Source organism: Microbacterium sp. (assembly GCF_041909575.1).
Taxonomy (GTDB): Bacteria; Actinomycetota; Actinomycetes; order Actinomycetales; family Microbacteriaceae; genus Microbacterium.
In genome coordinates this window covers 19,739-43,933 of the sequence record NZ_JAYRDE010000006.1, presented here as the reverse complement: position 1 = coordinate 43,933, position 24,195 = coordinate 19,739, and the positions used below count along the sequence as shown (strand labels likewise).

General features: G+C 70.5%; 23 protein-coding genes and 2 tRNA genes. 10 read left to right on the top strand and 15 right to left on the bottom strand.

The annotated features are described in order from the left end of the window. Positions 1 to 36: 36 nt before the first annotated feature. Entirely contained in the window at positions 37 to 990 is a 954-nt protein-coding gene (locus ACE3O1_RS01925; protein WP_374311871.1) for an EamA family transporter, read from the top strand. 19 nt (positions 991 to 1,009) lie between these two features. On the opposite strand, the gene ACE3O1_RS01920 is transcribed toward ACE3O1_RS01925, so the two are convergent. Together ACE3O1_RS01920 and ACE3O1_RS01915 are read right to left on the bottom strand one after the other, a co-directional pair. Then, complete coding sequence (locus ACE3O1_RS01920; protein ID WP_374311869.1) at positions 1,010 to 1,405, bottom strand: hypothetical protein; 396 nt, start codon at positions 1,403 to 1,405, stop codon at positions 1,010 to 1,012. Positions 1,406 to 1,464: 59 nt separating this feature from the next. Continuing rightward, positions 1,465 to 1,537 (bottom strand) — tRNA-Thr (locus tag ACE3O1_RS01915). Positions 1,538 to 1,752: 215 nt separating this feature from the next. Here ACE3O1_RS01915 and ACE3O1_RS01910 point away from each other — a divergent pair. The 3 genes from ACE3O1_RS01910 to ACE3O1_RS01900 are packed head-to-tail and all read left to right on the top strand — an operon-like array spanning position 1,753 to position 4,402. Next, positions 1,753 to 2,652 (top strand): MetQ/NlpA family ABC transporter substrate-binding protein, encoded by a 900-nt coding sequence (locus ACE3O1_RS01910; protein WP_374311867.1) that lies wholly within the window; start codon positions 1,753 to 1,755, stop codon positions 2,650 to 2,652. 60 nt (positions 2,653 to 2,712) lie between these two features. After that, entirely contained in the window at positions 2,713 to 3,750 is a 1,038-nt protein-coding gene (locus ACE3O1_RS01905; protein ID WP_374311865.1) for a methionine ABC transporter ATP-binding protein, read from the top strand. Next, positions 3,743 to 4,402, top strand: a complete 660-nt coding sequence (locus ACE3O1_RS01900; RefSeq protein WP_374311863.1) for an ABC transporter permease subunit — start codon at positions 3,743 to 3,745, stop codon at positions 4,400 to 4,402. The genes ACE3O1_RS01905 and ACE3O1_RS01900 overlap by 8 nt, the downstream gene beginning before the upstream one ends. Positions 4,403 to 4,426: 24 nt before the next feature. Here the strand turns inward: ACE3O1_RS01900 and ACE3O1_RS01895 are convergent, their stop codons facing one another. From ACE3O1_RS01895 to ACE3O1_RS01855, 9 genes are all read right to left on the bottom strand, one after another. Next, complete coding sequence (locus tag ACE3O1_RS01895; protein WP_374311861.1) at positions 4,427 to 5,983, bottom strand: alpha/beta hydrolase; 1,557 nt, start codon at positions 5,981 to 5,983, stop codon at positions 4,427 to 4,429. Further along, on the bottom strand, positions 5,980 to 7,152 hold the full coding sequence (locus tag ACE3O1_RS01890) for a DNA polymerase III subunit delta' (RefSeq protein ID WP_374311859.1): 1,173 nt from the start codon (positions 7,150 to 7,152) through the stop codon (positions 5,980 to 5,982). The genes ACE3O1_RS01895 and ACE3O1_RS01890 overlap by 4 nt, the downstream gene beginning before the upstream one ends. 39 nt (positions 7,153 to 7,191) lie before the next feature. Further along, the gene (tmk, locus tag ACE3O1_RS01885) at positions 7,192 to 7,827 is read right to left on the bottom strand and encodes a dTMP kinase (RefSeq protein ID WP_374311857.1); all 636 of its coding nucleotides are present in this window, start codon (positions 7,825 to 7,827) and stop codon (positions 7,192 to 7,194) included. Continuing rightward, positions 7,824 to 10,520 (bottom strand): type I DNA topoisomerase, encoded by a 2,697-nt coding sequence (gene topA / locus ACE3O1_RS01880; RefSeq protein WP_374311855.1) that lies wholly within the window; start codon positions 10,518 to 10,520, stop codon positions 7,824 to 7,826. Before topA ends, tmk begins: the two co-directional genes overlap by 4 nt. Before the next feature lie 68 nt (positions 10,521 to 10,588). Further along, entirely contained in the window at positions 10,589 to 10,906 is a 318-nt protein-coding gene (locus ACE3O1_RS01875; RefSeq protein WP_374311853.1) for an Rv3654c family TadE-like protein, read from the bottom strand. Beyond that, positions 10,906 to 11,241: a TadE family type IV pilus minor pilin gene (locus ACE3O1_RS01870; RefSeq protein WP_374311851.1), complete on the bottom strand. Its 336-nt coding sequence runs from the start codon at positions 11,239 to 11,241 to the stop codon at positions 10,906 to 10,908. Before ACE3O1_RS01870 ends, ACE3O1_RS01875 begins: the two co-directional genes overlap by 1 nt. Further along, positions 11,238 to 11,459, bottom strand: coding sequence for a DUF4244 domain-containing protein (locus ACE3O1_RS01865; protein ID WP_374311849.1), 222 nt, complete (start codon positions 11,457 to 11,459; stop codon positions 11,238 to 11,240). The genes ACE3O1_RS01870 and ACE3O1_RS01865 overlap by 4 nt, the downstream gene beginning before the upstream one ends. Before the next feature lie 55 nt (positions 11,460 to 11,514). Continuing rightward, complete coding sequence (locus ACE3O1_RS01860; protein WP_374311847.1) at positions 11,515 to 12,423, bottom strand: type II secretion system F family protein; 909 nt, start codon at positions 12,421 to 12,423, stop codon at positions 11,515 to 11,517. Further along, entirely contained in the window at positions 12,411 to 13,421 is a 1,011-nt protein-coding gene (locus tag ACE3O1_RS01855) for a TadA family conjugal transfer-associated ATPase (RefSeq protein WP_374311845.1), read from the bottom strand. Before ACE3O1_RS01855 ends, ACE3O1_RS01860 begins: the two co-directional genes overlap by 13 nt. A gap of 422 nt (positions 13,422 to 13,843) precedes the next feature. On the opposite strand from ACE3O1_RS01855, the gene acs reads away from it, so the two are divergent. Then, on the top strand, positions 13,844 to 15,811 hold the full coding sequence (acs, locus tag ACE3O1_RS01850) for an acetate--CoA ligase (RefSeq protein ID WP_374311843.1): 1,968 nt from the start codon (positions 13,844 to 13,846) through the stop codon (positions 15,809 to 15,811). A 53-nt stretch (positions 15,812 to 15,864) separates the two neighbouring features. Here acs and ACE3O1_RS01845 read toward each other — a convergent pair whose 3' ends face one another. Then, positions 15,865 to 16,332, bottom strand: coding sequence for a RidA family protein (locus ACE3O1_RS01845; RefSeq protein ID WP_374311841.1), 468 nt, complete (start codon positions 16,330 to 16,332; stop codon positions 15,865 to 15,867). A gap of 2 nt (positions 16,333 to 16,334) precedes the next feature. Further along, positions 16,335 to 16,550: a hypothetical protein gene (locus ACE3O1_RS01840; RefSeq protein WP_374311839.1), complete on the bottom strand. Its 216-nt coding sequence runs from the start codon at positions 16,548 to 16,550 to the stop codon at positions 16,335 to 16,337. Positions 16,551 to 16,661: 111 nt separating this feature from the next. Between ACE3O1_RS01840 and ACE3O1_RS01835 the strand changes: the two genes are divergently transcribed. The 4 genes from ACE3O1_RS01835 (at position 16,662) to ACE3O1_RS01820 (ending at position 21,262) form a co-directional block, all read left to right on the top strand. After that, positions 16,662 to 19,391 carry a transglycosylase domain-containing protein gene (locus ACE3O1_RS01835; RefSeq protein ID WP_374311837.1) on the top strand — a complete coding sequence of 910 codons (2,730 nt, stop codon included), beginning with the start codon at positions 16,662 to 16,664 and terminating at the stop codon, positions 19,389 to 19,391. Next, positions 19,391 to 20,332: a metallophosphoesterase gene (locus ACE3O1_RS01830; RefSeq protein ID WP_374311835.1), complete on the top strand. Its 942-nt coding sequence runs from the start codon at positions 19,391 to 19,393 to the stop codon at positions 20,330 to 20,332. The genes ACE3O1_RS01835 and ACE3O1_RS01830 overlap by 1 nt, the downstream gene beginning before the upstream one ends. Positions 20,333 to 20,394: 62 nt before the next feature. Next, a tRNA-Pro gene (locus ACE3O1_RS01825) sits at positions 20,395 to 20,468 on the top strand. Positions 20,469 to 20,494: 26 nt separating this feature from the next. Beyond that, a complete protein-coding gene (locus tag ACE3O1_RS01820; RefSeq protein ID WP_374311833.1) occupies positions 20,495 to 21,262 on the top strand; it encodes an HAD-IIB family hydrolase in 768 nt (255 codons plus the stop codon). A 6-nt stretch (positions 21,263 to 21,268) separates the two neighbouring features. Here the strand turns inward: ACE3O1_RS01820 and ACE3O1_RS01815 are convergent, their stop codons facing one another. Next, positions 21,269 to 22,546: an alpha-hydroxy-acid oxidizing protein gene (locus tag ACE3O1_RS01815; protein WP_374311831.1), complete on the bottom strand. Its 1,278-nt coding sequence runs from the start codon at positions 22,544 to 22,546 to the stop codon at positions 21,269 to 21,271. 14 nt (positions 22,547 to 22,560) lie between these two features. Then, positions 22,561 to 23,286 carry a FadR/GntR family transcriptional regulator gene (locus ACE3O1_RS01810; protein ID WP_374311829.1) on the bottom strand — a complete coding sequence of 242 codons (726 nt, stop codon included), beginning with the start codon at positions 23,284 to 23,286 and terminating at the stop codon, positions 22,561 to 22,563. Positions 23,287 to 23,359: 73 nt separating this feature from the next. Between ACE3O1_RS01810 and ACE3O1_RS01805 the strand changes: the two genes are divergently transcribed. Beyond that, entirely contained in the window at positions 23,360 to 24,193 is an 834-nt protein-coding gene (locus tag ACE3O1_RS01805; protein WP_374311827.1) for a DUF1295 domain-containing protein, read from the top strand. The last annotated feature ends 2 nt before the right edge of the window (positions 24,194 to 24,195 follow it).

Sequence of the window (24,195 nt, the reverse complement as noted above, 5' to 3'; positions counted from 1 at the left end):
AAATCGTCCTCGCGCGACCTCCATATGCTGGGGTCGATGATGCCCGCCGTGCTCGCCCTCTCCGGCGCCCTCGTCTACGGGGCGGCGGACTTCTTCGGCGGGCTCGCGGCGAAGAGCCTGCGATCGATCGTGGTCACCGCGGTCGCGGCGCTCTCGGGGCTGCTCGCGCTTCTGATCGCGCAGCCATTCGTCGGCGGAGAGTGGACCGCGGGCGACATCGGGTGGGGGGTGCTGGCGGGGGGATTCGGCGCCCTGGCGATCGCGCTCCTCTACGCCTGCCTGGCGATCGGTCCGATGAGCATCCTGTCCCCTCTCACCGCGGTCGTCTCGGCGATCGCCCCGATGCTGTGGGGGCTTCTCGTCGACGGGGAGGAGCTGTCCGCCCTCGCCTACGCCGGCCTCGGGGTCGCGCTCGTGGCGGTCGTGCTCGTCGGCTTCATCCCCGGCGAGAAGGTGGTGCGTCCCAGCATCCGCGGCCTGCTGATGGCGATCGGCGCGGGCCTCGCGATCGGCGGCTTCCTCATCGCCATCGATCAGACGTCGGACGACAGCGGGCTCGTGCCGCTCGTGCTCAGCCGTTCGACCACGGTCGTCGTCACCGGCGTCGCCATCGGCATGCTCGCGATCGGCGCCGTCCGGCGCCGGACGGGCGCGGCATCCATCCTCCGCCCGGCTGCGGGGCTCGGCGTCACCCCGTCCGGTCACGCCGACCTCGAGCACGCCACGCCGTCGCACCCCTCCCCTGCGCCGACGGTCGCGCGGGCGTGGTGGCTCGCCGTGACGTGCGGAATCGTGGATGCCGCCGCCAACGCCCTCGCACTGCTCGCGCTGCGCGGCGGCGACCTCTCGATCGTGTCGGCGCTCACCGCCCTCTACCCGGCGGGCACGATCCTGCTCGCGGCGGTCGTGCTGCGCGAACGGGTCGCGGCCGTGCAGTGGGCCGGACTCGCGCTCGCGCTCGTCGCCGGCGGGCTGCTGGCGATCGGCTGATCCCGGCTCAGCCGCGCGCTCAGCCGCGGGTGAAGAGCAGGATGCCGGACACGACGACGGACAGGACTCCGACTCCGATCAGCCCGGCGGCCAGATAGGCGACCGCACGCACGGCGGGAGACCCCTGGGTCAGCCGCATGCGCCCCTGCGAGCCGCGGCGGTAGTAGATGTCGGCCATCTCCTTGCCTTCCAGCGCGCGCTCCTGGTCGTGCGAGAGCACCGCCTGGTTGACTCCGCCGTCCTCGTCGAACCAGCGCACGAGCCGCCCATGGTCGGAGTCCTCGAGCACGCCGCGTGCGGGCATCCAGGTGCCGTCGAAGAGGTACATGATCAGGGCGATCCCGGCGACGAGAGCCCCGACGGCGAAGCCCACCCACGAGAAGATCTCCACCAGGGCGTCGATCGCGGAATCCATCGGGTCCTCATCGTGAGCGGATACGGAAAACGGCCGCCAGAGCGGCCGCTTCCGATTCGAGCCACCTAAGGGAATCGAACCCTTGACCTATTCATTACGAGTGAATCGCTCTGCCGACTGAGCTAAGGTGGCGCGCTCCGCTTGCGCGATGCACGATCAACGATCTTACAGGGTCGCGGGAGCGCTCGCGAACACGCCGGGCGCTCCGTCGTGACCACGTGTTACGCCTCGATTCGGGGGCCCCGAATCCCCGACGTAGCGTCGAAGACGTACCGCGACGGAGCGAGCGCGGTCGATGATCGTGTTCGCCCTGGCCGCCGCGGGTCCCACGCACAGGAGCATCACACATGTCGAAGAAGTTCACGATCGCGGCCGCAGCGGCCCTCCCCCTCGCCCTCCTCCTCGCCGGCTGCGCCGGCGCGAGCGCCGACGCCGGGTCGGGTGACGGCGACACCTCGAACGAGGTCGTCCGCATCGGCGTCGTCGGTGCCGGCGACCCCTACTGGGAGACTTACAAGGCGGCAGCCGCTGCCGAGGGGATCGAGATCGAGCTCGTCGACTTCAGCGAGTACACGCAGCCCAACCCCGCCCTGTCGGCCGGCGAGCTGGACCTCAACCAGTTCCAGCACGTCATCTACCTCGCCACCTACAACGTCGCGAGCGACGACGACCTTCAGCCCATCGGCGCGACAGCCATCTATCCGCTCGGCCTCTACTCCACCCAGTACGAGTCCGTCGAGGACATCCCCGACGGTGCGACCGTCGCAGTGCCCAACGACGAGAGCAACCAGGCCCGAGGCCTGCTCGTCCTTCAGTCGGCCGGTCTCGTCGAGCTGAAGGACGGCGGCTCGATCTTCTCCACGGTCGCCGACGTCGAACCGTCGTCGAAGGTGAAGGTCGAGGCGCTCGACGCCGCACTCACCGCGACGTCGCTGCCCGATGTCGCCGCTGCGATCATCAACAACGACTTCGTCGAGGATGCGGGCCTCAGCTTCGAGGACGCGATCGCCGTCGACGACCCCGCGGACCCCAACGCGCTGCCGTACATCAACATCTTCGCGGCGCGCGCCGAGGATGCCGAGAACCCGACGTACCTCAAGCTCGTCGAGATCTACCAGAACACGCAGACCGTCCTCGACGGCGTGCAGGAGGCGTCGGGCGGCACCGCCGTCTTCGTCGACACGCCGGCAGCAGACCTCGTCGCCTCGCTCACCGACGTCGAGGCCGACATCCGCGCCACCCAGTAATGCCCGTGCGTGCGGCCCGCTCCGAGAGCGGGCCGCACGCGCATGTCTCCAGGAAGCACCATGAGCCTCATCCGCCTGAGCGGCGTCTCGAAGATCTTTCCCCCGCCGACCAAGGACGCCGCACCTGTCACCGCGGTCGACGGCGTCGACCTGTCGATCGCCGCGGGCGAAGTCTGCGGCATCATCGGCTACTCCGGCGCCGGCAAGAGCACCGTCCTGCGCCTGGTGAACGCCCTGGAGACCCCGACGGCGGGCACCGTCGAGATCGACGGGCGCGACGTCACCGGGCTGCGCGAGCGCGAGCTGCGGGAGCTCCGCTCCGACATCGGGATGATCTTCCAGCAGTTCAACCTGTTCGAATCGCGCACGGTCGCGGGGAACATCGCCTACCCGCTCGAGATCGCCGGACGCTCCCGTGCCGAGATCGCCGCGCGCGTGACCGAGCTGCTGCAGTTCGTCGGCCTCGCCGACAAGGCCCGCAGCTACCCGGAGCAGCTGTCCGGCGGCCAGAAGCAGCGCGTCGGCATCGCGCGCGCTCTCGCCACGAACCCCCGGATCCTCCTGGCCGACGAGGCCACCAGCGCACTGGACCCCGACACGACGCAGGAGGTGCTCGCCCTCCTCCAGCGCGTGAACCGGGAGCTCGGCGTCACGATCCTCGTCATCACTCACGAGATGGACGTGATCCGCACGCTGGCCGACCGCGTCGTCGTGATGGAGCACGGCCGCATCATCGAGTCCGGCGAGGTGTTCGATGTGCTCTCGGCACCGCGGCACGCCGCCACGCAGCGGTTCGTCGCGAGCATCATCGAGGACGTCCCCGGCGGCGACCAGCTGCAGACGCTGCGCGACCGCCACCCCGGACGCATCGTCACCTTCACCGTCCGCGACGGGGACGTGACCCAGGCGGACGTCTTCGCGACGCTCGCGGCGCACGGTGTGCGCTTCGAGCTCATCCACGGCGGGATCAACGACATCCGCGGCCGCGTCTTCGGCCACCTGACGCTGTCGCTGACAGGCGAGGACCGGGCGGTGACCGACGCGATCGCGGCGGCATCCGCCTTCGCCCCGCTGATCGAGGAGGACGTCCGTGGATAGGCTCATCGACCTGCTCCCCGAGCTGTGGACGGCCACGGTCGAGACGCTCTACATGGTGACGTTCAGCCTCATCCTGGGCGGACTCGGGGGCCTCGTGCTCGGCGTCGCCCTCTACGCGACCCGAGCGGGCGGGCTGTTTCCCAGCCGCGCCGTGTCGGGCACGCTCAACGTCGTCGTCAACACGGTGCGGCCCATTCCCTTCGTGATCCTCCTCACCGCCCTGCAGCCCCTCGCGCGCAGCGTCGGCATCCCCGGCATCGGCACCAACTTCGGTGTGTTCGTCATCTCGATCGCATCGCTCTTCGCGATCAGCCGCATCGTCGAGCAGAACCTGCTCACGGTGCGGCCGGGCGTGATCGAGGCCGCGCGCGCGGCCGGCGCCAGCCGGTCGCGCATCCTGTTCCGCCTCGTGCCGCGAGAATCGCTCGGGCCTCTCATCCTCGGCTACACCTTCATCGTCGTGGCGCTCGTGGACATGACGGCGATGGCCGGTGCCGTCGCCGCCGGCGGCCTGGGCGACTTCGCGATCGTCTACGGCTTCAAGCAGTTCAACCCGTGGGTCACGTGGGCGGCCGTGGTGGTGATCATCGTGATCGTGCAGGGCGTGCAGTTCTTCGGGAACTGGCTGGCACGGCGGGTGCTGCGCCGCTGACCGAGCGGATGCCGCGGCCGCAGCTCAGCCGCAGGTCAGTCCGTCCTGCGGGACCGTGCCTTCGAGCAGGTAGCTCTCGACGGCCTCGTCGACGCAGTCGTTGCCCTTGTTGTAGCCGGTGTGCCCCTCGCCCTCTCGGGTGACGAGGACGCCGGACGAGAGCTGCTCGGCCAGCGAGACCGACCATTCGTACGGAGTCGCCGGGTCGTTGGTCGTTCCCACCACGACGATCGGGGCGGCCCCGTCGGCCGTGATCTCGCCGCGCGTGCCGGTCGCCGGATACGGCCACACCGCGCACGGGTCGGGACCGAACCAGTACGGCGCAACGGTCGGCGCCTCGGCTTGCAGCCGCTCCTCCGCCGCCGCGATGTCGGCGTCGCTCGGGTCGGCGGGGTAGTCCACGCAGTTGTACGCCCGGAAGGCCTCGGTCTGGTTGCCGACGTACGAGCCGTCCACGCGGTCGTAGTAGAAGTCCGCGAGGAGGAAGGCGTACTCCGGGTCGCCCGCGAGCGCGTCCGTGAGCGCCATCGTGAGGTACTCCCAGCTCTCCTCGGAGTACAGCGCCGCGATGATCGCCGTGAGCAGCGCGTCCGCGCCGAGCTCGCGGCCGTCCGCCGCAGGGAGCGGGGTGCGGTCGACGGCCGCGAGCAGCGCACCCAGATCGGCCATCGCGTCGTCCACCGAGCCGCGGAAGGGGCACTCGCTGCTCTCGAGGCAGTCGGCCATGTACGCCCGCAGGGCGGACTCGAACCCGATCCCCTGCACCACGTTCACGTCGAGGCTCGAGATCGAGGGGTCGACCGCGCCGTCGAGCACGAGACGACCGACCTTCTCGGGGAAGAGCTTCGCGTAGGTCGCCCCGAGGAACGTGCCGTAGGAGTACCCGAGGTAGTTCAGCTCGCTGTCGCCGAGCACCGCGCGCAGCAGGTCGACGTCGCGCGCGGAGTTCTCGGTGGTGATGTACGGGAGGATGCCGTCGCTGTTGGCGTCGCACGCCTCGGCGAAGCCGGTGTGACGGGCGAGGAGCTCGTCGGTCCAGGCATCCGACCCCCGCTCGTTCTCGGGGATGTCGTAGAGGTAGGCGTCCATGTCGGCGGCGTCGTAGCAGGTCACCGCCGTGGACTCCCCCACACCGCGGGGATCGAAGCCGATGACGTCGAACTGCTCGCGCAGCGGCTCGCCGACCGCCAAGGTCAGCGAGTCGCGGATGAGGCCCACGCCGCTCGCACCGGGACCGCCCGGATTGGTGAGCAGCGAGCCGATCGCGTCGCCGCCGGTCGCGCGGCTGCGGATGACCGAGAGCTCGATCTCGCCTTGGGATGCATCCGCCCAGTCCATGGGCGCGGTCACCGTCGTGCAGTCGAAGCCGTCCCCGCAGTCGGTCCAGTCGAGCTCCTGCTCGTAGAAGGGCAGAAGCTCCTCGGGCACGCCGGCGGTGTCGGGCGCGGGGCTGGCTGTCGACGCCGGCCGGTCCTCGGGGATCAGCGCGTACAGGCAGCCGCTCAGCGCGACGGATGCCGCGGCCAGCGCGGCCACGACGGCGATGGATCGGCGGCCACGGCGGGGGGAGGGCGCGTTCACGGGATCCTTCCGCTCGCGACGGTCACGAGCATGCTCTCGAGGGCGAGGGTGGGGGCGGCGTTGAGCTCGACGTTCTCGCGGGTCACGGCGATGCGGTCGACGACCGTGAGCGTCCGTTCAGGCGTCCAGGCGGAGGCCAGTGCGCGCAGGTCGGGCTCGAGCTCGGTGTTGATGAGGGCGGTGTCGCGACCGAACTGCAGCATGAGCACATCGCGGAACATCGACTCCAGGTCGGTGAGGACGCGGTCGATGCCGTCGCGCAGGCTGCGCGTCGCCCGCCGCTTCTGATCGTCCTCGAGCGCCGAGAGCTGCGAGCGCACGGCGGGCGGAACCGCCGCTCCCTCGGCGATGCCCAGGGTCCTCAGCAGGGAGGAGCGCTCCGCCTCGTCGCGCTCGACGGTGAGCGCCTTCGCGTCGTCGGTGGCGGCCTGCACGATGCGCCCGGCCACGTCGACCGCGTCGCCGACGCCGCGCACCCGCAGGACGGCGCGCAGCATGTCGTCGCGGCGGGCGCGGGCCGCGGCATCCGTGGCCAGTCGCTGCGCCATGCCGATGTGCCGCTGGGCGTGCCGAGCGGACTGCTCGGCGACGGCGGGATCCACTCCGGTGCGCTCGACGATGAGGCGCGCGACATCGGCGATGTCGGGCTCGCGCAGCCGCAGGGTGCGCACCCGCGAGCGGATGGTCGGAAGCAGGTCGGCGTCGCTGGGCGCGCACAGCACCCACACGGTGCGCTCGGGCGGCTCCTCGAGGGCCTTGAGAAGGACGTTGGAGGTGCGCTCGGCCATGCGATCGGCGTCTTCCATGACGATGACGCGGTAGCGACCCAGCGACGGAGAGAAGTACGAGCGCTCGACCAGCGCGCGGGCGTCCTTGATCGAGATGATCACGCCCTCGGTGCGCAGCGCCGTCAGGTCGGGGTGGGTGCCCGCGAGCACCTGATGCATCGCGTTGTCGTCGCCAGGCTCGGCGATGAGGGCGGCGGCGAAGGCGTAGGCGAGCGTCGACCTGCCCGAACCCGGCGGACCGGTGATGAGCCACGCATGGGTGAGCGAGGCGGGATCGGATGCCGCGTCCTGCAGCGTCGCAACCGCCTCGGGCTGCCCCCAGACCTCGCCCCAGGGCACATCCGGCCGGGCGACGGTGGCGGCGCCCGGGGTCGATTCCATGCCTGTCAGCCTAGCCGCGGCCACCGACCATTCCTCCGCTCAGCGGACGAGCGGGGCGACGCGCTCCTGCACGGCTGCCGCCAGGCGGGCGGGCGGCAGGGTGGCGTCGAGCACCAGGAACCGCTCCGGCTCCGCTGCGGCGAGGGCGAGGAACTCCTCGCGCACCCGCACGTGGAACGACTCGCGCTCCGCTTCGAGCCGGTCGAACGGCTTGTCGTCCGCGTCCAGGCGACCGCGCGCGACCGACGGGTCGAGGTCGAGCAGGACGGTGACGTCGGGGAGGAGCCCTTCGGTGGCCCAGAGGGACAGCTGCCGCACCTCGTCGGTGCCGAGCACGCGCCCCGCGCCCTGGTACGCGACCGAGGAGTCGAGGTAGCGGTCCTGGATCACGACTTCGCCACGGTCCAGCGCCGGGCGCACGACGGTCTCCACGTGATGCGCGCGATCGGCGGCGTAGAGGAGGGCCTCGGCGCGCGGGGCCACCTCGCCGCGGTGGTGCAGCACGATGTCGCGGACGAGCGTGCCGACCTCGGTGCCGCCGGGCTCGCGCGTGCGGACGACGCGGCGGCCGGCATCCGTCAGCCACTTCTCGAGCAGGGCCGCCTGCGTCGTCTTGCCCGCGCCGTCTCCGCCCTCGAACGTGATGAACAGCCCTCGGGTGCCCTCAGCGGTCACTTCTTCGCCGGGGCCTTCTTCGTGGTGGTGCGCCGCGTGGCGCGCTTGGGGGCGGGGCCCTTGGCGCGCTTCTCGGCGAGCAGCTGGACGGCACGCTCGTAGGTCACGTCGTCGGCGCTCTCCCCGCGAGGGATCGTCGCGTTCGTCTCGCCGTCCGTCACGTACGGTCCGAAGCGGCCGTCTTTGAGCTTGATGGGCTTGCCGCTGGCGGGGTCGTTCTCGAACTCCTTGAGGGCGCTGCTGGCGCCGCGAGCACCGTACTTCGGCTGCGCGTACACGGCGAGCGCCTCGTCGAGGGTGATGTCGAAGATCTGCTGCTCGCTCTGCAGCGTGCGCGAGTCCGTGCCCTTCTTCAGATACGGGCCGTACCGGCCGTTCTGCGCGGTGATCTCGTCGCCGGACTCGGGGTCGGCGCCCACGACGCGCGGCAGGTCGAGGAGGCGGAGGGCCGTCTCGAGATCGACGGTGTCGACCGACATCGACTTGAAGAGGGAGGCCGTGCGCGGCTTCGGCGCCGCCTCCTTCTTCGCGCCGCGCTTCTTCGGTGCGGGCGGCGCCTCGACGATCTCGCCGGTCGCCTCGTCGACCTCTTCGTCCGCGGGCGGGTCGATCTCCTGGACGTACGGACCGAACCGGCCGTCCTTCACGACGACGAGCTTGCCGTTGGCGGGGTTCTCGCCGAGGACGCGGTCGCCGGCGACCGGGGCGTCGATGAGCTCCTGCGCCTTGGCGGGCGTGAGCTCGTCGGGCGCAAGATCCTCGGGGATGTTGACCCGGCGCGGCTCGCCCTCGGGGTTCTCGGGGTTCGGGACCTCGAGGTAGGGCCCGTACTTGCCGAACCGCAGCGTGGCGACATCCCCGATCGGCGTCGAGTTGAGCGCACGCGCGTCGATCTCGCCCAGGTTCTCGACGATGTTGCGCAGGCCCACCTGTGCGTCGGAGCCGAAGTAGAACTCCTTCAGCCAGTCCTCGCGCTTCTGCTCGCCGCGCGCGATGGCGTCGAGGTCGTCCTCCAGGGCGGCCGTGAAGTCGTAGTCGACGAGGTCGGCGAAGTGCTCTTCGAGCAGGCGCACGACGCTGAACGCGAGCCAGCTGGGAATCAGCGCCTGACCGCGCTTGGTGACGTACCCGCGGTTGAGGATGACGTCGATGATGCTCGCGAAGGTGGACGGGCGTCCGATGCCCTTCTCCTCGAGCGCCTTGACGAGGCTGGCTTCGGTGTAGCGGGGCTTGGGGCTCGTGGAGTGCCCCTTCGGCTCGACCTCCTTCAGCCGCAGCGTGTCGCCGACGGCGACCGCCGGGAGGGACTGGTCGTCGGCCTTGTCGGCGTCGCCGCGCTTCTCGTCCTTGCCCTCCTCGTATGCCTCGAGGAAGCCCTTGAAGGTGTAGACCGTGCCCGAGGCCGTGAACTCGGCGCGCCGCCCGGCGGCCTCGACGGCGAGCGTGACGGTGGTCGTCTCGTACTTCGCGTCGGACATCTGGCTGGCCATCGTGCGCTTCCAGATGAGGTCGTACAGCCGCTGCTCGTCGCGGTCGAGCTCGCCGGCGACCGACGCGGGCGTGCGGAACTCCTCGCCCGAGGGGCGGATGGCCTCGTGCGCCTCCTGCGCGTTCTTGCTCTTGCTCGCGTAGGTGCGCGGGTTGAGCGGCACGGCCTTCTCGCCGTACATCTCGACGGCCTGCGCGCGTGCGGCCTGGACGGCCTGCGTGCTCAGCGCCGTCGAGTCGGTGCGCATATAGGTGATGAAGCCCTTCTCGTAGAGGCGCTGCGCGACGCTCATCGCGTGCTTGGCGCTCATCGAGAGCTTGCGACCGGCCTCCTGCTGCAGGGTCGACGTCGTGAACGGCGCACGGGGGCTGCGGGTGCCGGGCTTGGATTCGAGGGCGGAGACGGATGCCTCGCCCGCCGCCTGGATCGCTTCGGCGAGTTCGCGGGCCTCGGTCTCGGAGAGGACGAGCACGGCCTTCTTGAGGGAGCCGGCGTCGTCGAAGTCGGTGCCGCGGGCGAGGGCCGCGCCGTCGACGCGCGCCAGCCGCGCGGCGAACGAGTCCGCTCCCTTGACCGCGAGCGTCTCGATGTCCCAGTACGACGCGGAGACGAACGCCATGCGCTCGCGCTCGCGCTCGACGACCATGCGGGTGGCGGCCGACTGGACGCGGCCGGCCGACGTTCCCTGCTGGACCTTGAACCACAGCACGGGGCTGACGTCCCAGCCGTACAGCCGGTCGAGGATGCGCCGGGTCTCCTGCGCGTCGACGAGGGCGAGGTCGAGCTCGCGGGTGTTGCCGACGGCGGCGCGGATGGCGTCCTTCGTGATCTCGTGGAACACCATGCGGCGCACCGGGACCTTGGGCTTGAGCGTCTGGAGAAGGTGCCACGCGATGGCCTCGCCCTCGCGGTCCTCATCCGTGGCGAGCAGGAGCTCGTCCGCTCCCTTCAGCGCGCGCTTGAGCTCGGCGACGGTCTTGCGGCCGCGCTCGCTCTCGACGTAGTAGGGGTCGAAGCCGTTGTCGATGTCGATGGAGTACTTGCCGTACGCCTGCTTCTTGTCGGCGGGGATGTCCTTCTTGTCCGCGAGGTCGCGGATGTGCCCGACCGAGCTGAGCACCTCGTAGTCGTCACCGAGGTACCCCTGGATCGACCTCATCTTCGTCGGGGACTCGACGATGACGAGCTTCTTGCCATCTGCCAAAGGGGGCGTCCTTTCTCCGTCGCACACCATACACGCCATATTTCGGTGTGGAGCCTGTGAGACCCGTCTCATGACGGCGGTCCCGCACGCGCCCGGGCCGCGGCGGTGAGCACGCCGAAGCGTGCGGACACCGTCACGGTCGCGATGAGTCCGTCGAGGTCGCACCCCACGATGAGAGCTCCGGATGCCTCGGCCACCTGCGCTGCGCGCTCGCACGGCACGCCCGTCACCGCTCCCGAAGCGGCATCCGCCGCGGCGAGCGCCGCCGCATCCGCGGCGCCCGCCAATCGCTGTCCGAGGACCGAGGCGGTGGACACGGCAGCCAGCCCCACCGTGAGCGCAGCGGCCGACGCGATGATGCCCACGGCCAGCGAGGATCCGGGCATCAGCGTCCTCCGGTGAGCGCGCAGCCGGTCGCCTCGAGGCGGACGCCGAGCACTGCGGGCGCGGACGCGGTGACGCACACGAGATCGCCGCGTACCTCGATTCGTCCTCGGGCCCCCGGCGCACCCGCGGCGAGCACATCGTGGACCCGTTCGTCGATCTCGCCCCGGCCGGCCAGTCGGGCCGCGTCGGCGACGGCGTCCTGCAGCCGCACCTGCCGACCGCCCGCTGCGAGCACCCCGGCACCGAGGAGGAGGACGAGCACGATCGCCGGGAGGACGACCGCGAACTCGGCGACGACCGAGCCGCGGTCGCCGCCGAGACGGGCTCCGGTCATGCCACCGTGAGCGCGCGGCGGACGAGATCGGTGAGGATGCCGCGAACCTCGTCGGACCGCATGATCACGACCAGGAGGCCGGCGAACGCGACGGCCGCCATCGTGGCGATGGCGTACTCGGCGGTGGCCGCCCCGGTGTCGTCGGCGTGCGGCTCGGCGAACAGCCGGGAGGCGCGGCGGGCGGTGAGCAGGGGAAGGGCGGAACGGTGCACGTGCATCTCTTTTCTGTGTGCGGATGGGAAAGGCGGGCACGGAGCGGGCACGGTACAGGGGTCAGAGGGTCAGGCTCATGGTCGACATCACGCTGAGCATCATCGGCGCGACGCCGAGAAGGAGGAAGGCCGGGAGAGTGCAGACGCCGAGCGGCAGCAGGAGCCGCGACGACAGCCGCGCAGCGCGGAGCCTGCCCTCGACGCGCGCGCGGTGCCTGGCCAGGGCCGCCGATGCGCGAAGCAGTTCCACCGCGGGCACCCCGGCGGAGCGGGAGAGGGAGAGGATGCCGTCGGTCGAGGCATCCGCCGACGCGCCGGCCTCGGCGACCAGTGCTCTCGCGCGGTCGATCGACACTCCGCCGCTCAGCGCGATCGCCAGCAGTTCGGCGCCGTGCCCGGCGGCACCGGACTCGGCACGCGCCCGGCGGACGAGCGCTGCCGACCAGCGCTGCGCCGCGAAGGTGAGCACGGCGCCGGCGGCGAGGCACGCCATGCCGAGCGGGTGTCCGACCAGCACGCCGAAGGTGTCGAAGCCGAGTGCCGCCCCGAGGCCGACGGCCACGAGCGGCAGCCATCCCATGAGGCGTGCCGTCCCCGCGGGCTCGGCGAGCGCGACGCGCACCTCGTCGGCCGTCTCGTGCTCGTCCCGGAGGGCCGCGGCGAGGCCACGCAGGCTCTCGGCCAAGGGTGCGCCCACCGTCGATGCGACGCTCCACGCCGCCGCCACGTCGCGCCACGCGCCGACGGCCTCGGTGCCCGGCCCCGCCGTGGCGATCGCGTGCGAGAGCGGCTTCCCGTCCGCCGCAGCAGCCGCGATCCCCCGCGCGGCGTGATCGCCCGAGTCGGCGAGGTGCGCCCAGGCGCGCGCGGGCGTCACCCCCGCCTGGAGCAGCACGGCGAGGCGCAGGACCGTCTCGGCGACAGCCGCGGCATCCGTGTCCTCCTCGGGGCGACGGGTCAGCCGGCGCACGGGATCTCCTCGATCGCGAGCCGGCCGCGGTCGTCGACGATCGGCCTGCCCATCGCGGCGAGTCGCCGCGCGCCGTCGCCCGTGCGCTCGACGTGGATCACGCGCCCGATCGCGCTCGCCACCTGCCGCGCCAGCGCCCGGTCGTTCAGACCCGCGAGCGCGCCGAGCGCCTCGAGGCGCGCCGGCACGTCGTGCAGTCCGTTCGCGTGCACCGTGCCGGCGCCGCCGTCATGACCCGTGTTGAGGGCCGACAGCAGCTCGCGCACCTCTTCACCGCGGCACTCCCCCACGACGAGACGATCCGGGCGCATCCGCAGCGCCTCGCGCACGAGGCGGGCGAGTCCGATGGCGCCCGCGCCCTCGAGGTTGGGCTGCCGCGCCTCCAGCCGGACGTGATGGGGATGGTCGACCCGCAGCTCTGCGACGTCTTCGATCGTGATGATGCGCTCGTGTGCCGGCGCGCATCCGAGCAGGCTCGCCAGCAGCGTCGTCTTCCCGGCGCCGGCGGCCCCGGACACGAGGATGTTCTCGCGTCGCGAGACGAGTTCCTCGAGCGTGCGGCGCGTCGCGGCGTCGAACATCCCCGATGCCTGCAGGACGTCGAGGCTCGGCCTGTCCAGGCGCGGGACGCGGATCGAGATCGCCGTGCCCTCGGCCGACACCGGCGGCAGGATCGCATGCACCCGCATCCCGCCGTCGAGGCGCACGTCGACGGCGGGGCTCGCGTCATCGAGGTGCCGTCCGCCGAGGGCGATGAGCGCGACGGCGAGGTCGCGCACGTCCTCTTCCGCAGCCTGCCACCCCGGCTCGGAGACCGGGCCGTTCCCGCGGTCGACGAAGAGCCCGGCCCGACCGTTCACGAAGATGTCCGTCACGGCGGGGTCGTCGAGGTACCCGGCGAGCGCGTGGAGCGACGGATGCCGCTCCCGCCGCACCACGGGGGCCGAGACCTGCGCCGGCACCGAGCCTCGTGGCTGGACGACGAAGGGCTCAGGCATCCCCCGACGCTACGACTGCGGGAAGAGGACGATCGCCGCCACCGCCTCGACCGGGGAATCCCGCGCGGTCGACGCGCCTGGGGAGGAGGGTCCCGACCCCGCGCATCCCGCTGGCGCAGGTCGCCAAATGAAGGGCGGCATCCCATGGGGGGAATGGGATGCCGCCTGCGCGACACCGCATTTCGGGGGGTGATTCGGGTGCCGCAATGCCAGAATCGATGTTCGGCCGCTGGACAGCATATGCGAGGAAAGGTGCCTCGCAAAACGGTTCATGAGAGCCTTCTCACCGATATATCGGTCGCGGTACAGGAATGGGCTCTCCCCACTATCGGGGGTAGTGACGGCGGCCCCCCGTGGCTACATTTCGATTCAGACTCGCCGGGCGTCCCGGCACGGCCCCAGCCCGCAAAGGAGCGTGCTCAATGAGCAGCCAGATCGACCACCTTCTGAACGAGGACCGGCGCTTCGCGCCGACCGACGACTTCGCGGCGAACGCCGTCGCCACCTCCGAGCTCTACGAGCGGGCCGCGGCCGACCGCGAGGGCTTCTGGGCCGAGCAGGCCCGCGAGCTGCACTGGCACACGCCGTTCACGCAGACGCTCGACTGGTCCAACCCCCCGTTCGCGCAGTGGTTCGCCGACGGCGAGCTCAACGTCGCCTACAACTGCCTCGACCGGCACGTCGAGGCAGGCAACGGCGACCGGGTCGCGCTGCTGTGGGAGGGCGAGCCGGGCGACGAGCGGCGCGTGACCTACGCCGAGCTGACCGACGAGGTCAAGCGCCTCGCCAACGTGCTGGAGGGCCTCGGCATCGGCGCGGGCGACCGCGTCGCGATCTACCTGCCGATGATCCCCGAGGCGGTCGCCGCGATGCTCGCCGTCGCGCGCATCGGCGCGATCCACTCGGTCGTCTTCGGCGGCTTCTCGGCCGACAGCCTGCGCGCGCGGATCGACGATGCCGGCGCTCGGCTCGTGATCACCGCGGACGGCGGCTACCGCAAGGGAAAGGTCTCGCCCCTCAAGCCCGCGGTCGACCTGGCACTGGGCGACCGCAACGGCTCCGGTCCGCAGGAGACCGTCGAGCACGTTCTCGTGGTCAAGCGCGGCGGGAACGACGTCGACTGGACCGAGGGACGCGACCTGTGGTGGCACGACGTGGTGCCGCAGGCGTCCGCCGACCATCGCGCCAAGGCCTTCCCCGCCGAGAATCCGCTCTTCATCCTCTACACCTCAGGAACGACCGGAAAGCCCAAGGGCATTCTCCACACGTCGGGCGGCTACCTCACCCAGGCCGCGTTCACGAACCGGGTGGTGCACGACATCCACCCCGAGAGCGACGTGTTCTGGTGCACCGCCGACATCGGGTGGATCACGGGTCACAGCTACGTCACGTACGGCCCCCTCGCCAACGGCGCGACGCAGGTCATCTACGAAGGGACGCCGGACGCACCCCACCCGGGTCGCTGGTGGGAGATTGTCGAGAAGTACGGCGTCACGATCCTCTACACCGCCCCCACCGCGATCCGCTCGTTCATGAAGATCGGCCGCGCGGTGCCCCAGAAGTTCGACCTGTCCTCGCTGCGCCTGCTCGGCTCGGTGGGCGAGCCGATCAACCCCGAGGCGTGGATGTGGTACCGCAAGATCATCGGCGGCAAGACCGCGCCGATCGTCGACACGTGGTGGCAGACCGAGACCGGGGCGATCATGATCTCCGCGCTCCCGGGCGTGACCGAGACCAAGCCGGGCTCGGCGCAGGTGCCGCTCCCGGGCATCTCCGTCGACGTGGTGGACGAGGACGGCTCGCACGTCGGCAACGGCAACGGAGGCCTGCTCGTGCTCACCGAGCCCTGGCCGTCCATGCTGCGCGGCATCTGGGGCGATCCGGAGCGGTTCGTCGAGACGTACTGGGAGAAGTTCCAGAAGCAGGGCTACTACTTCGCCGGCGACGGCGCGCGCCTGGACGACGACGGCGACGTCTGGCTGCTGGGCCGGGTCGACGACGTCATGAACGTGTCGGGGCACCGCCTGTCGACGACCGAGATCGAGTCCGCCCTCGTGGGCAACGAGGCCGTCGCCGAGGCGGCCGTCGTCGGCGCCTCCGACGAGACCACCGGCCAGGCGGTCGTGGCGTTCGTCATCGTCAAGCAGTCCTACCTCAACGAGCACTCCGCCGAGGGACTGGCCCAGTCGCTGCGCGGATGGGTCGGCGAGCAGATCGGGCCGATCGCCCGCCCGCGCGACGTCTACATCGTCGGCGAGCTCCCGAAGACCCGCTCCGGGAAGATCATGCGGCGCCTCCTGCGCGATGTCGCCGAGGGCCGCGAGGTGGGCGACACCACCACGCTCGCCGACACCGCTGTGATGAGCGTGATCTCGGCGCAGGTCAAGTGACAGGAAGACGGATGCCCCGACACACACCGTGCCGGGGCATCCGTCTGTCGCACTCAGGCGAAGGAGAAGACGACCTCGACCTCGACGGGCGCGTCGAGCGGCAGCACGGGCACGCCGACCGCGGAGCGGGCGTGACGTCCTGCGTCGCCGAAGATCTCGCCGAGCACCTCGCTCGCGCCGTTGATGACGCCGGGCTGCCCCGTGAACTCGGGGACGGATGCCACGAACCCGACGACCTTCACGACTCCGGTGAGCCGGTCGACGCCCCCCAGGGCCGCCGCGGCGGCTGCGACGGCGTTGAGCGCGCACTGGCGCGCGTAGGCCTTGGCGTCGGCGGCGGGGACGAGACCGTGGCCCTCGCCGACCTTCCCGGTCGCGGGCAGCGCGCCGGAGACCATGGGGAGCTGGCCGGCCGTGAAGACCAGGTCGCCGTGCGCCTTGGCAGGCACGTAGGCCGCGACCGGCGGGACGACGTCCGGGAGGTCGATGCCGAGTTCCGCGAGCCGCTGCGTGACCGACATGCTCATGCCCCCTCGAACTGCTGAGCGGCCTGAGCCGCGGCACCCAGTCCCGCGTTCGCCTCGCCGGCGCCGCTGGGACGCTTGAGGTAGGCGACCAGTCCGCCCTCCGGGCCGGGCACGACCTGCACCAGCTCCCAGCCCTGCTTGCCCCAGTTGTTGAGGATGGCGGCGGTGTTGTGGATCAGAAGGGGCGTGGTGAGATACTCCCACGTCGTCATCGCGGCTCCTCGAGTCGGCGAGCGGAAATCGGCTTGGTGAAGGCTGGGAAACACCCCGCGGGCGCACGTCCGTCAGGGAATCGCCCAGGTAGTTCCCTTACGATCAAGCCTATGCCTGATACCAATCGATCGGCTAGCGGTGTGCTCGGCGGTCTCGCCGGCCTCGTCGGCCTCAGCGCTGTCGCGGGCGTTCTCGTCGCGGCGACCGTGACTCCCGCCATCGCCGTATCCGGCGCCGCGGCCACGAGCGCGATCACGATGTTCGACAACCTGCCGAGCGTCCTCGACATCGACAAGCTCATGCTTCCGACGACGCTGTGGGTGAAGACCGACCCCACCACGGACGATTACGTCGTCATGACCCAGTTCTACGACCAGAACCGCTCCCCGGTCGACTACAACGAGATCGCCCCGGCGATGTACGACGCGATCCTCTCCAGCGAAGACCCGCGGTACTACCAGCACGGCGGCGTCGACCTCATCGGCACGACCCGCGCGGTGCTCTCGAACATCCAGGGCGGCGGCGAGACGCAGGGCGGATCGACGATCAGCCAGCAGTACGTCAAGAACATCCTCGTCCAGCGCTGCGAAGCGCAGGCCAAGACCGAGGAGGAGAAGCTCGACTGCTGGACCGATGCGACGACCGCCGTCGGCGACGAGGGCATCCAGCGCAAGCTCCAGGAGATGCGCTACGCGATCGCCCTCGAGAAGAAGTACGACAAGGAGGACATCCTCCTCGGCTACCTCAACATCGCGAACTTCGGCGGCACCACCTACGGCATCGAGGCGGCCGCCAAGCGCTACTTCGGAGTGTCGGCGAAGGACCTCAGCCTCTCGCAGGCGGCGACGCTGGCGGGCATCGTCCAGAACCCCAACACGTACCGCATCGACCGGCCGAAGGGCTCGATCTTCGACGCCGACGGTGTGGGCTACAACAAGGCGCCCGACGGGTCGATCGACGACGTCAACCCGCAGCAGATCGCCGCGCTGACCTCGAAGCTCGATGCGGGCGAGATCACGCAGGAGCAGTACCTCGCCGCGGCCGACGGCTATTCCGCCACCAAGGGCCGCCAGCTGTACGTGCTCACCCGCATGCTCGACGACGGAAAGATCACCCAGGAGCAGTACGACAAGGCCGTGATCCAGCCCATCGCGCCGAAGCTCACCTCACCGAAGGTCGGTTGCGCCGAAGCGACGGGCCTGGAGTACTTCTGCCAGTACGTGCGGTACGTCATCGAGCGCGACCCCGCGTTCGGCGCCACCCCCGAGGAGCGCACCGAGAACCTCCGCCGCGGCGGTCTGAACGTCTACACGACCGTGGACATGCGCCTGCAGAATGAAGCGCAGACGACGATGAACGCGCTGGCGCCCTCGGCGGTCCCCGGAGGCTTCTTCGGTTCGACCTCGATCAGCCTCGAGGCATCCACCGGCCGCATCCTGGCCATCGCGCAGAACACCAAGTTCAGCGAATCCGTCACCGACGACCCCAATTACTCCTCGATCGTCTATGCCGGCGACCGCAAGTTCGGTCAGTCGGACGGCTTCAACGCCGGTTCGACGTTCAAGCTGTTCACCCTCATCGACTGGCTCGAGAAGGGGCACTCGGTCAACGAGGTGATCAACGGCCGCAACCGGATCATCCCGCAGTTCAAGGAGACCTGTTACAACGGCGGGGTCATCTACAACTCGACCTACGACCCCAAGAACTTCCAGAACCAGGCGGGCTATGTCGGCACGCCGATGCAGTTCACGCGCGACTCCCTCAACACCGGGTTCCTCGCGATGGCCGCCGAGCTCGACCTGTGCGACCTGGGCAAGGTCGCCTCCAAGATGGGCGTGAAGCTCGGCACCGGCGCGGAGATCGAGACGAAGTACCCGAACCAGGTCATCGGCTCGGACGCCGTGTCGCCGCTGGCGATGGCCGGCGCCTACGCCACCGTGGCGAACAACGGCATCTACTGCCAGCCGCAGGCGATCGACCGGGTGACCGACTCCGACGGCAACGAGATCCCCAAGCCCGAGCGCAACTGCAGCCAGGTGATCGACCCGGCCGTCGCGGCCACCGCCGCCTATGCGCTCGCGGGCGTCGTCGCCCCCGGTGGCACCGCGTGGCCGGGAAACCCGTTCGACGGCACGCCGATCATCGGCAAGACCGGTACGCACGAGCTCACCCAGACGTGGATCGTCGAGTCGAGCACGAAGGTCACCACCGCCGTGTGGACGGGCAACACCACCGGCGAGATCTCGCTCTACGACAAGTACTGGACCGGGAGCTACGAGCCGCTGAGCCGCATCCGGTTCCAGATGGCCAGGCAGCTGCAGGCTCTCGCGAACCAGCTGTACCCTGCGGGCGCGTTCCCAGGTCCTGACAGCAATCTGTCCCGCCAGGTGTACACCGACCTCCCCGACGTGACGGGCAAGACGATCGCCGAGGCCCAGCAGATCCTGCAGGGCGCCGGATTCGAAGTCACGGTCGGCTCGCCGGTCGACTCCGAGATGGCCAAGGACCTCGTGGCGGCGCAGAGCCCCGGTGCGGGCCGGGTGGCCGGCGGCACGGTCGTCACGATCAGCCCCAGTAACGGCCAGGGACTCACCGTTCCGGACGTGTCCGGGCGCGATCTGGACCGCGCGATCTCCGAGCTCAGGCAGGCAGGGTTCGGCAATGTCCTGCCGGGTGCCTGCCGGGAGGACGAGGACGCCGATCCGCAGGGCGAGGCCACGGGCACGAAGCCGGGCGCCGGAACCGTGACGAACCGCAACACCGCGATCACGGTCGACTACGCTGCTCCGGACTGCGGTGGCGGCGGCGACGGCGACAACGGCGGCGGCAACGACGATTGATGCGCCGTAGCACGACCGGCTCCGCCCTCACCGCGCTCGGCGTGGTGGGGGCGGTCGGCGCGGGTGCTGCGGTGTGGGGCATCGGCATCGAGCGGTATCTCTTCACCGTCCGCTGGCACGAGCTGCCGATCCTGCCTGCCGGCTCCCGCCCGCTGCGCATCCTGCACCTGTCCGACGCGCACATGGCGCCGTGGCAGCGCCGAAAGCAGCAGTGGATCGCGGCGCTGGCCGACCTCGAGCCCGACCTCGTCGTCAACACCGGTGACAACATGGGACACGTCGACGGACTTCGCGGGCTGCGTGCGGCCTTCGACCCGCTGCGGGGCGTCCCCGGTGTCTTCGTCCACGGATCGAACGACCACACCGCCCCGTCGCCGCGCAATCCGTTCAAGTACCTCGTCGGGCCATCCAAGGCCACCGGGCAGCCGCGCTCCGAGCCGCTCGACACTCAGGCGCTGGACGGCTACCTCCAGGATGAGCTGGGCTGGCTCGACCTCAACAACGCCGTCGGATCGCTGGAGGCCGCCGGCATGCGCGTGGACGCCTTCGGAGTGAGCGACGCCCACCGCGGGTGGGATCGGCTGGGCGTTCTTCCCTCGCTGCTCGACGGCCTCCGCAACGGTCCTCCCCCCGCCCTGACCATCGGCGTCACCCACGCGCCCTATCGCCGCGTGCTCGACGAGTTCACCGATCTGGGCGCCGATGCGCTCTTCGGCGGTCACACCCACGGCGGTCAGGTGCGGATCCCCGGCTCTCCCGCCGCACTCGTGGCGAACTGCGACATCCCGCTGCGGCAGGCGCGTGGCCTCAGCACGTGGTCGCACGCGGGCAGGACCGTTCCCCTCAATGTGAGCGCCGGCCTCGGGCACTCCATCTACGCCCCCGTGCGCTTCGCGTGCCGCCCCGAGGCCTCTCTCATCACCCTCGCCGCCGCCGGCTGAGGCCCCGGCGCCACCGGTTCGGAGCACGGCTCGGGATCGGTTAGACTCGGAGGGTTGCAAAACGGGGTGTGGCGCAGCTTGGTAGCGCGCGTCGTTCGGGACGACGAGGCCGCAGGTTCAAATCCTGTCACCCCGACAGTGAGAGGACGAGGCGAGGAGCAGATGACAACTCCTCGCCTCGTCGCTTTCGATCTGGATGACACCCTGGCGCCCTCGAAGAGCGCGATCGACTCGCGCATCGGGCGCCAGCTCCTCGCTCTCGCGGAGCGCGTCGAGGTCGCGATCATCTCGGGCGGTCAGCTCGCCCAGTTCACATCGCAGGTGGTCGATCGGCTGCCGGATGCCTCGTCCGCGACCCTCTCGCACCTCCACCTGCTGCCGACCTGCGGCACGCAGTACTACCGCCTCACTGCCGACGGCGTCGTGACGGTGTACGCGCACACCCTGACCGACGACCAGAAGTCCCGTGCTCTCGCGGCCGTGGAAGCCGAGGCCCGCCGCCTCGGGCTGTGGGAGAGCGAGACGTGGGGCGACATCCTCGAGGACCGCGGCTCGCAGATCACGTTCTCGGCGCTCGGGCAGCGCGCTCCCCTCGAGGCGAAGCTCGCGTGGGACCCTTCCGGCGAGAAGAAGAACACTTTGCGCGCGGCCGTCGCCGAGAGGATTCCCGACCTCGAAGTGCGCTCGGGCGGATCCACCTCCGTCGATATCACCCACCAGGGCATCGACAAGGCCTACGGCATGAACCGGCTGTCCGAGCAGACCGGGATCGCCCTGGACGACATGCTGTTCGTCGGCGACCGCCTCGATCCTGCCGGCAACGACTACCCCGTGCTCGCCATGGGCGTCGCGTGCCATGCGGTCCACGGGTGGGAGGACACCGCCGAGTTCCTCGACCGCCTCCTCCCCACCCTGCCCGCGCGCGGCTGAACCGCGTCAGACCTTCGCGGCGCGCGACCGCGCAGGCGTCCGAGCTGGTGCGGCGCTCACCGGCTGGAGCCGGGACAGCTGCGTGACGTGCCTGGGCTCGAGCTCGGCGAGCGCGGACACCCCGAGCAGCTGCATCGTGCGCTCGATCTCCGTGCGGAGGATCTCGATCGTGCGGTCGACTCCGGCCCGGCCGCCCGCCATGAGGCCGTAGAGGTACGCCCGGCCGATGAGGGTGAACTTCGCCCCGAGGGCGATCGAGGCCACGATGTCGGCGCCGTTCATGATGCCCGTGTCGATCATCACGGTGGCGTCCTTGCCCACCTCGCGCACGACCTTCGGCAGCAGGTGGAACGGGATCGGCGCGCGGTCGAGCTGACGCCCGCCGTGGTTGGACAGGATGATGCCGTCGACGCCGGCGTCGATGAGGCGCACCGAGTCCTCGACGTTCTGGACGCCCTTCACGACGATCTTCCCCGGCCAGATGTCGCGGATGACGGCGAGGTCGTCGTAGCTGATCGTGGGGTCCATCGCGGAGTTCAGCAGCTCTCCGACCGTCCCGCCGGTGGCCTGCAGCGACGCGAACTCGAGCTTCGGCGTGGTGAGGAAGTCGTACCACCACCACGGTCGCGGAATGGCGTTGACGATCGTCCCGAGCGTGAGCTGCGGCGGGATCGAGAAGCCGTTGCGCTTGTCCCGCAGGCGCGCACCGGCGACGGGCGTGTCGACCGTGAACTGCAGGGTGTCGAATCCCGCCTCGGCGGCCCGACGGGCGAGGCCGTAGGAGATCTCGCGGTCGCGCATCACGTAGAGCTGGAACCAGTTGCGTCCGTGTGGATTGGCCGCCTTCACACCCTCGATCGACGTGGTCCCGAGGGTCGAGAGGGTGAACGGGATGCCGGCGGCTCCTGCCGCCGACGCACCGGCCACCTCGCCCTCGGTCTGCATGAGACGCGTGAATCCCGTCGGCGCGATGCCGAACGGCAGCGCGCTCGGACCACCGAGGATCTCGATCGACGTGTCGACCTCGGGGGCGGGACGCAGGATGCCCGGGTGGAACTCGATGTCCTCGAACGCCTGGCGCGCGCGCGACAGCGACAGCTCCCCTTCGGCGGCGCCGTCGGTGTAGTCGAACGCCGCCTTCGGCGTGCGGCGCTTCGCGATGGCGCGCAGGTCGTAGATGGTGAGCGCCGCGTCGAGCCGGCGCTTCCTGCCGTCGAACTCGGGCTTCTTGAACTTCATGAGCTCCAGGAGCTCGGCGGGGTTGGGCAGCTGGCGCTGGACCATGAGGCGTGCTTCCTTCATTCGATGCGGCGGGACAGACCCGCCTCGGCGTAGTAGCCGGTGATGTGGTCGTGGACGAGGGTGCGGGCACGCTCGGCGTCGCCGGCGTCCACGGCGCCGAGGATCGCACGGTGCTCATGACGAAGGCGCTCGGCCGCGGCATCCCAGTCCGAGATGCCCTCCGCGCCCGCCTGGACGTACGACTCGATGGCAGTGCGCAGGCCCGCCATCATCGCCGCGATGACGACGTTGCCGGATGCCTCGGCGAGCGCCTGGTGGAGCTGGGCGTCGAGCGCCAGAAACTCCCTCGGCGTGAGGTCCGCGGCATCCATCGCGTGCAGGATGGTGTGCGCCGGGGTCGTGTCGCGCCCGGATTCGGCGGCGAGCGCGTCGACGACGGCCGACTCGAGCACCAGCCGTGTGCGGACGACGTCGTCCAGGGGGAAGCCCTGGGCGGCGACCTGCAGCCGGAGGAGCGCCGACATTCCCCCCTGCGGCGTGGCGATGATGATGGCGCCGGAGGACGGACCCGAGCCCGTCCCGGTGCGGATGAGGCCCATGACCTCGAGCACGCGCAGGGCTTCGCGGACGCTGGACCTCCCCACGCCCAGCTTGGTCGCGAGCTCGCGCTCGGGAGGCAGCCGGTCGCCGGGCTGCAGGCGGCCGTCGAGCAGGTCGGACTCGACGTGCTCCAGCACGAGCTGCCATGCCCGTGCGGTCTGCGTCTGCGGTGACAGTGCCACGGAACTCCTCCGCCGTTGTGGTCAGACCACAGTAGCGTGTGGTCCGACCACACGCAACCGCTAGCCTGGCGGCATGGATCCCCTCCTCGTCGTCCTCATCGTCGCGGGTGCCGCCTCGGCGTTCTGCTGGATCGCCTCGCTCGTCACCAAGGACACCTCCTGGGTCGACCGCCTGTGGTCGGTCGTCCCCGTCGTCTACGTGTGGATCTTCGCCGTGGCCGCGCTGGCCGCCGGCGAGAACGCGACCCGGCTCGTGGTGATGGCGCTGCTCGTCACCGCGTGGGGCGCACGCCTGACGTTCAACTTCGCCCGCAAGGGCGGGTACACCGGCATGGAGGACTACCGCTGGGCGATCCTCCGCGGCCGCATGAAGCCCTGGCAGTTCCAGCTGTTCAACCTGTTCTTCATCGTGCTCTACCAGAACGCCCTGCTCGTGCTCATCACGCTTCCGGCATATGCCGCGTGGCAGCATCCGGCGCCCTTCTCGGGATGGGATGCCGCCTTCGCCGTCGTGTTCGCCGCGTTCCTGGTGGGCGAGTACATCGCCGACCAGCAGCAGTGGGACTTCCACCAGGCGAAGAAGGCCGCGGGCGGGACGCTGGAGCCCGGGTTCGTGACGACCGGCCTGTTCGCCTACAGCCGGCATCCGAATTTCTTCTTCGAGCAGGCGCAGTGGTGGGTGTTCTACGCCCTCGGCGCCGTCGCCGTGGTCGCGGAGGGCGGCGGGTGGCTCAACTGGACCATCGTCGGCGCCGCGCTGCTCACGCTGCTCTTCATCGGCTCCACGATCTTCACCGAGTCGATCACGGCGGCGAAGTACCCCGCCTACGCCGAGTACCGGCGCACGACGTCGATGCTCGTCCCGCTCCCCCGCCGGCGCGGCGCGGCAGCGCCTCAGACGCCGTAGCG

Bases quoted from the DNA above. Each gene is read 5' to 3' on its own strand.
- ACE3O1_RS01875 (WP_374311853.1), bottom strand. From the start codon at position 10,906: ATGCCCGGATCCTCGCTGGCCGTGGGCATCATCGCGTCGGCCGCTGCG.
- ACE3O1_RS01840 (WP_374311839.1), bottom strand. From the start codon at position 16,550: ATGACGACGTGGGAGTATCTCACCACGCCCCTTCTGATCCACAACACC.
- ACE3O1_RS01870 (WP_374311851.1), bottom strand. From the start codon at position 11,241: ATGACCGGAGCCCGTCTCGGCGGCGACCGCGGCTCGGTCGTCGCCGAG.
- ACE3O1_RS01820 (WP_374311833.1), top strand. From the start codon at position 20,495: ATGACAACTCCTCGCCTCGTCGCTTTCGATCTGGATGACACCCTGGCG.
- ACE3O1_RS01845 (WP_374311841.1), bottom strand. From the start codon at position 16,332: ATGTCGGTCACGCAGCGGCTCGCGGAACTCGGCATCGACCTCCCGGAC.
- ACE3O1_RS01855 (WP_374311845.1), bottom strand. From the start codon at position 13,421: ATGCCTGAGCCCTTCGTCGTCCAGCCACGAGGCTCGGTGCCGGCGCAG.
- ACE3O1_RS01865 (WP_374311849.1), bottom strand. From the start codon at position 11,459: ATGCACGTGCACCGTTCCGCCCTTCCCCTGCTCACCGCCCGCCGCGCC.
- ACE3O1_RS01835 (WP_374311837.1), top strand. From the start codon at position 16,662: ATGCCTGATACCAATCGATCGGCTAGCGGTGTGCTCGGCGGTCTCGCC.
- ACE3O1_RS01815 (WP_374311831.1), bottom strand. From the start codon at position 22,546: ATGGTCCAGCGCCAGCTGCCCAACCCCGCCGAGCTCCTGGAGCTCATG.
- acs (WP_374311843.1), top strand. From the start codon at position 13,844: ATGAGCAGCCAGATCGACCACCTTCTGAACGAGGACCGGCGCTTCGCG.
- ACE3O1_RS01890 (WP_374311859.1), bottom strand. From the start codon at position 7,152: ATGGAATCGACCCCGGGCGCCGCCACCGTCGCCCGGCCGGATGTGCCC.
- ACE3O1_RS01830 (WP_374311835.1), top strand. From the start codon at position 19,391: ATGCGCCGTAGCACGACCGGCTCCGCCCTCACCGCGCTCGGCGTGGTG.
- ACE3O1_RS01910 (WP_374311867.1), top strand. From the start codon at position 1,753: ATGTCGAAGAAGTTCACGATCGCGGCCGCAGCGGCCCTCCCCCTCGCC.
- ACE3O1_RS01905 (WP_374311865.1), top strand. From the start codon at position 2,713: ATGAGCCTCATCCGCCTGAGCGGCGTCTCGAAGATCTTTCCCCCGCCG.
- ACE3O1_RS01805 (WP_374311827.1), top strand. From the start codon at position 23,360: ATGGATCCCCTCCTCGTCGTCCTCATCGTCGCGGGTGCCGCCTCGGCG.
- ACE3O1_RS01920 (WP_374311869.1), bottom strand. From the start codon at position 1,405: ATGGATTCCGCGATCGACGCCCTGGTGGAGATCTTCTCGTGGGTGGGC.
- ACE3O1_RS01925 (WP_374311871.1), top strand. From the start codon at position 37: ATGATGCCCGCCGTGCTCGCCCTCTCCGGCGCCCTCGTCTACGGGGCG.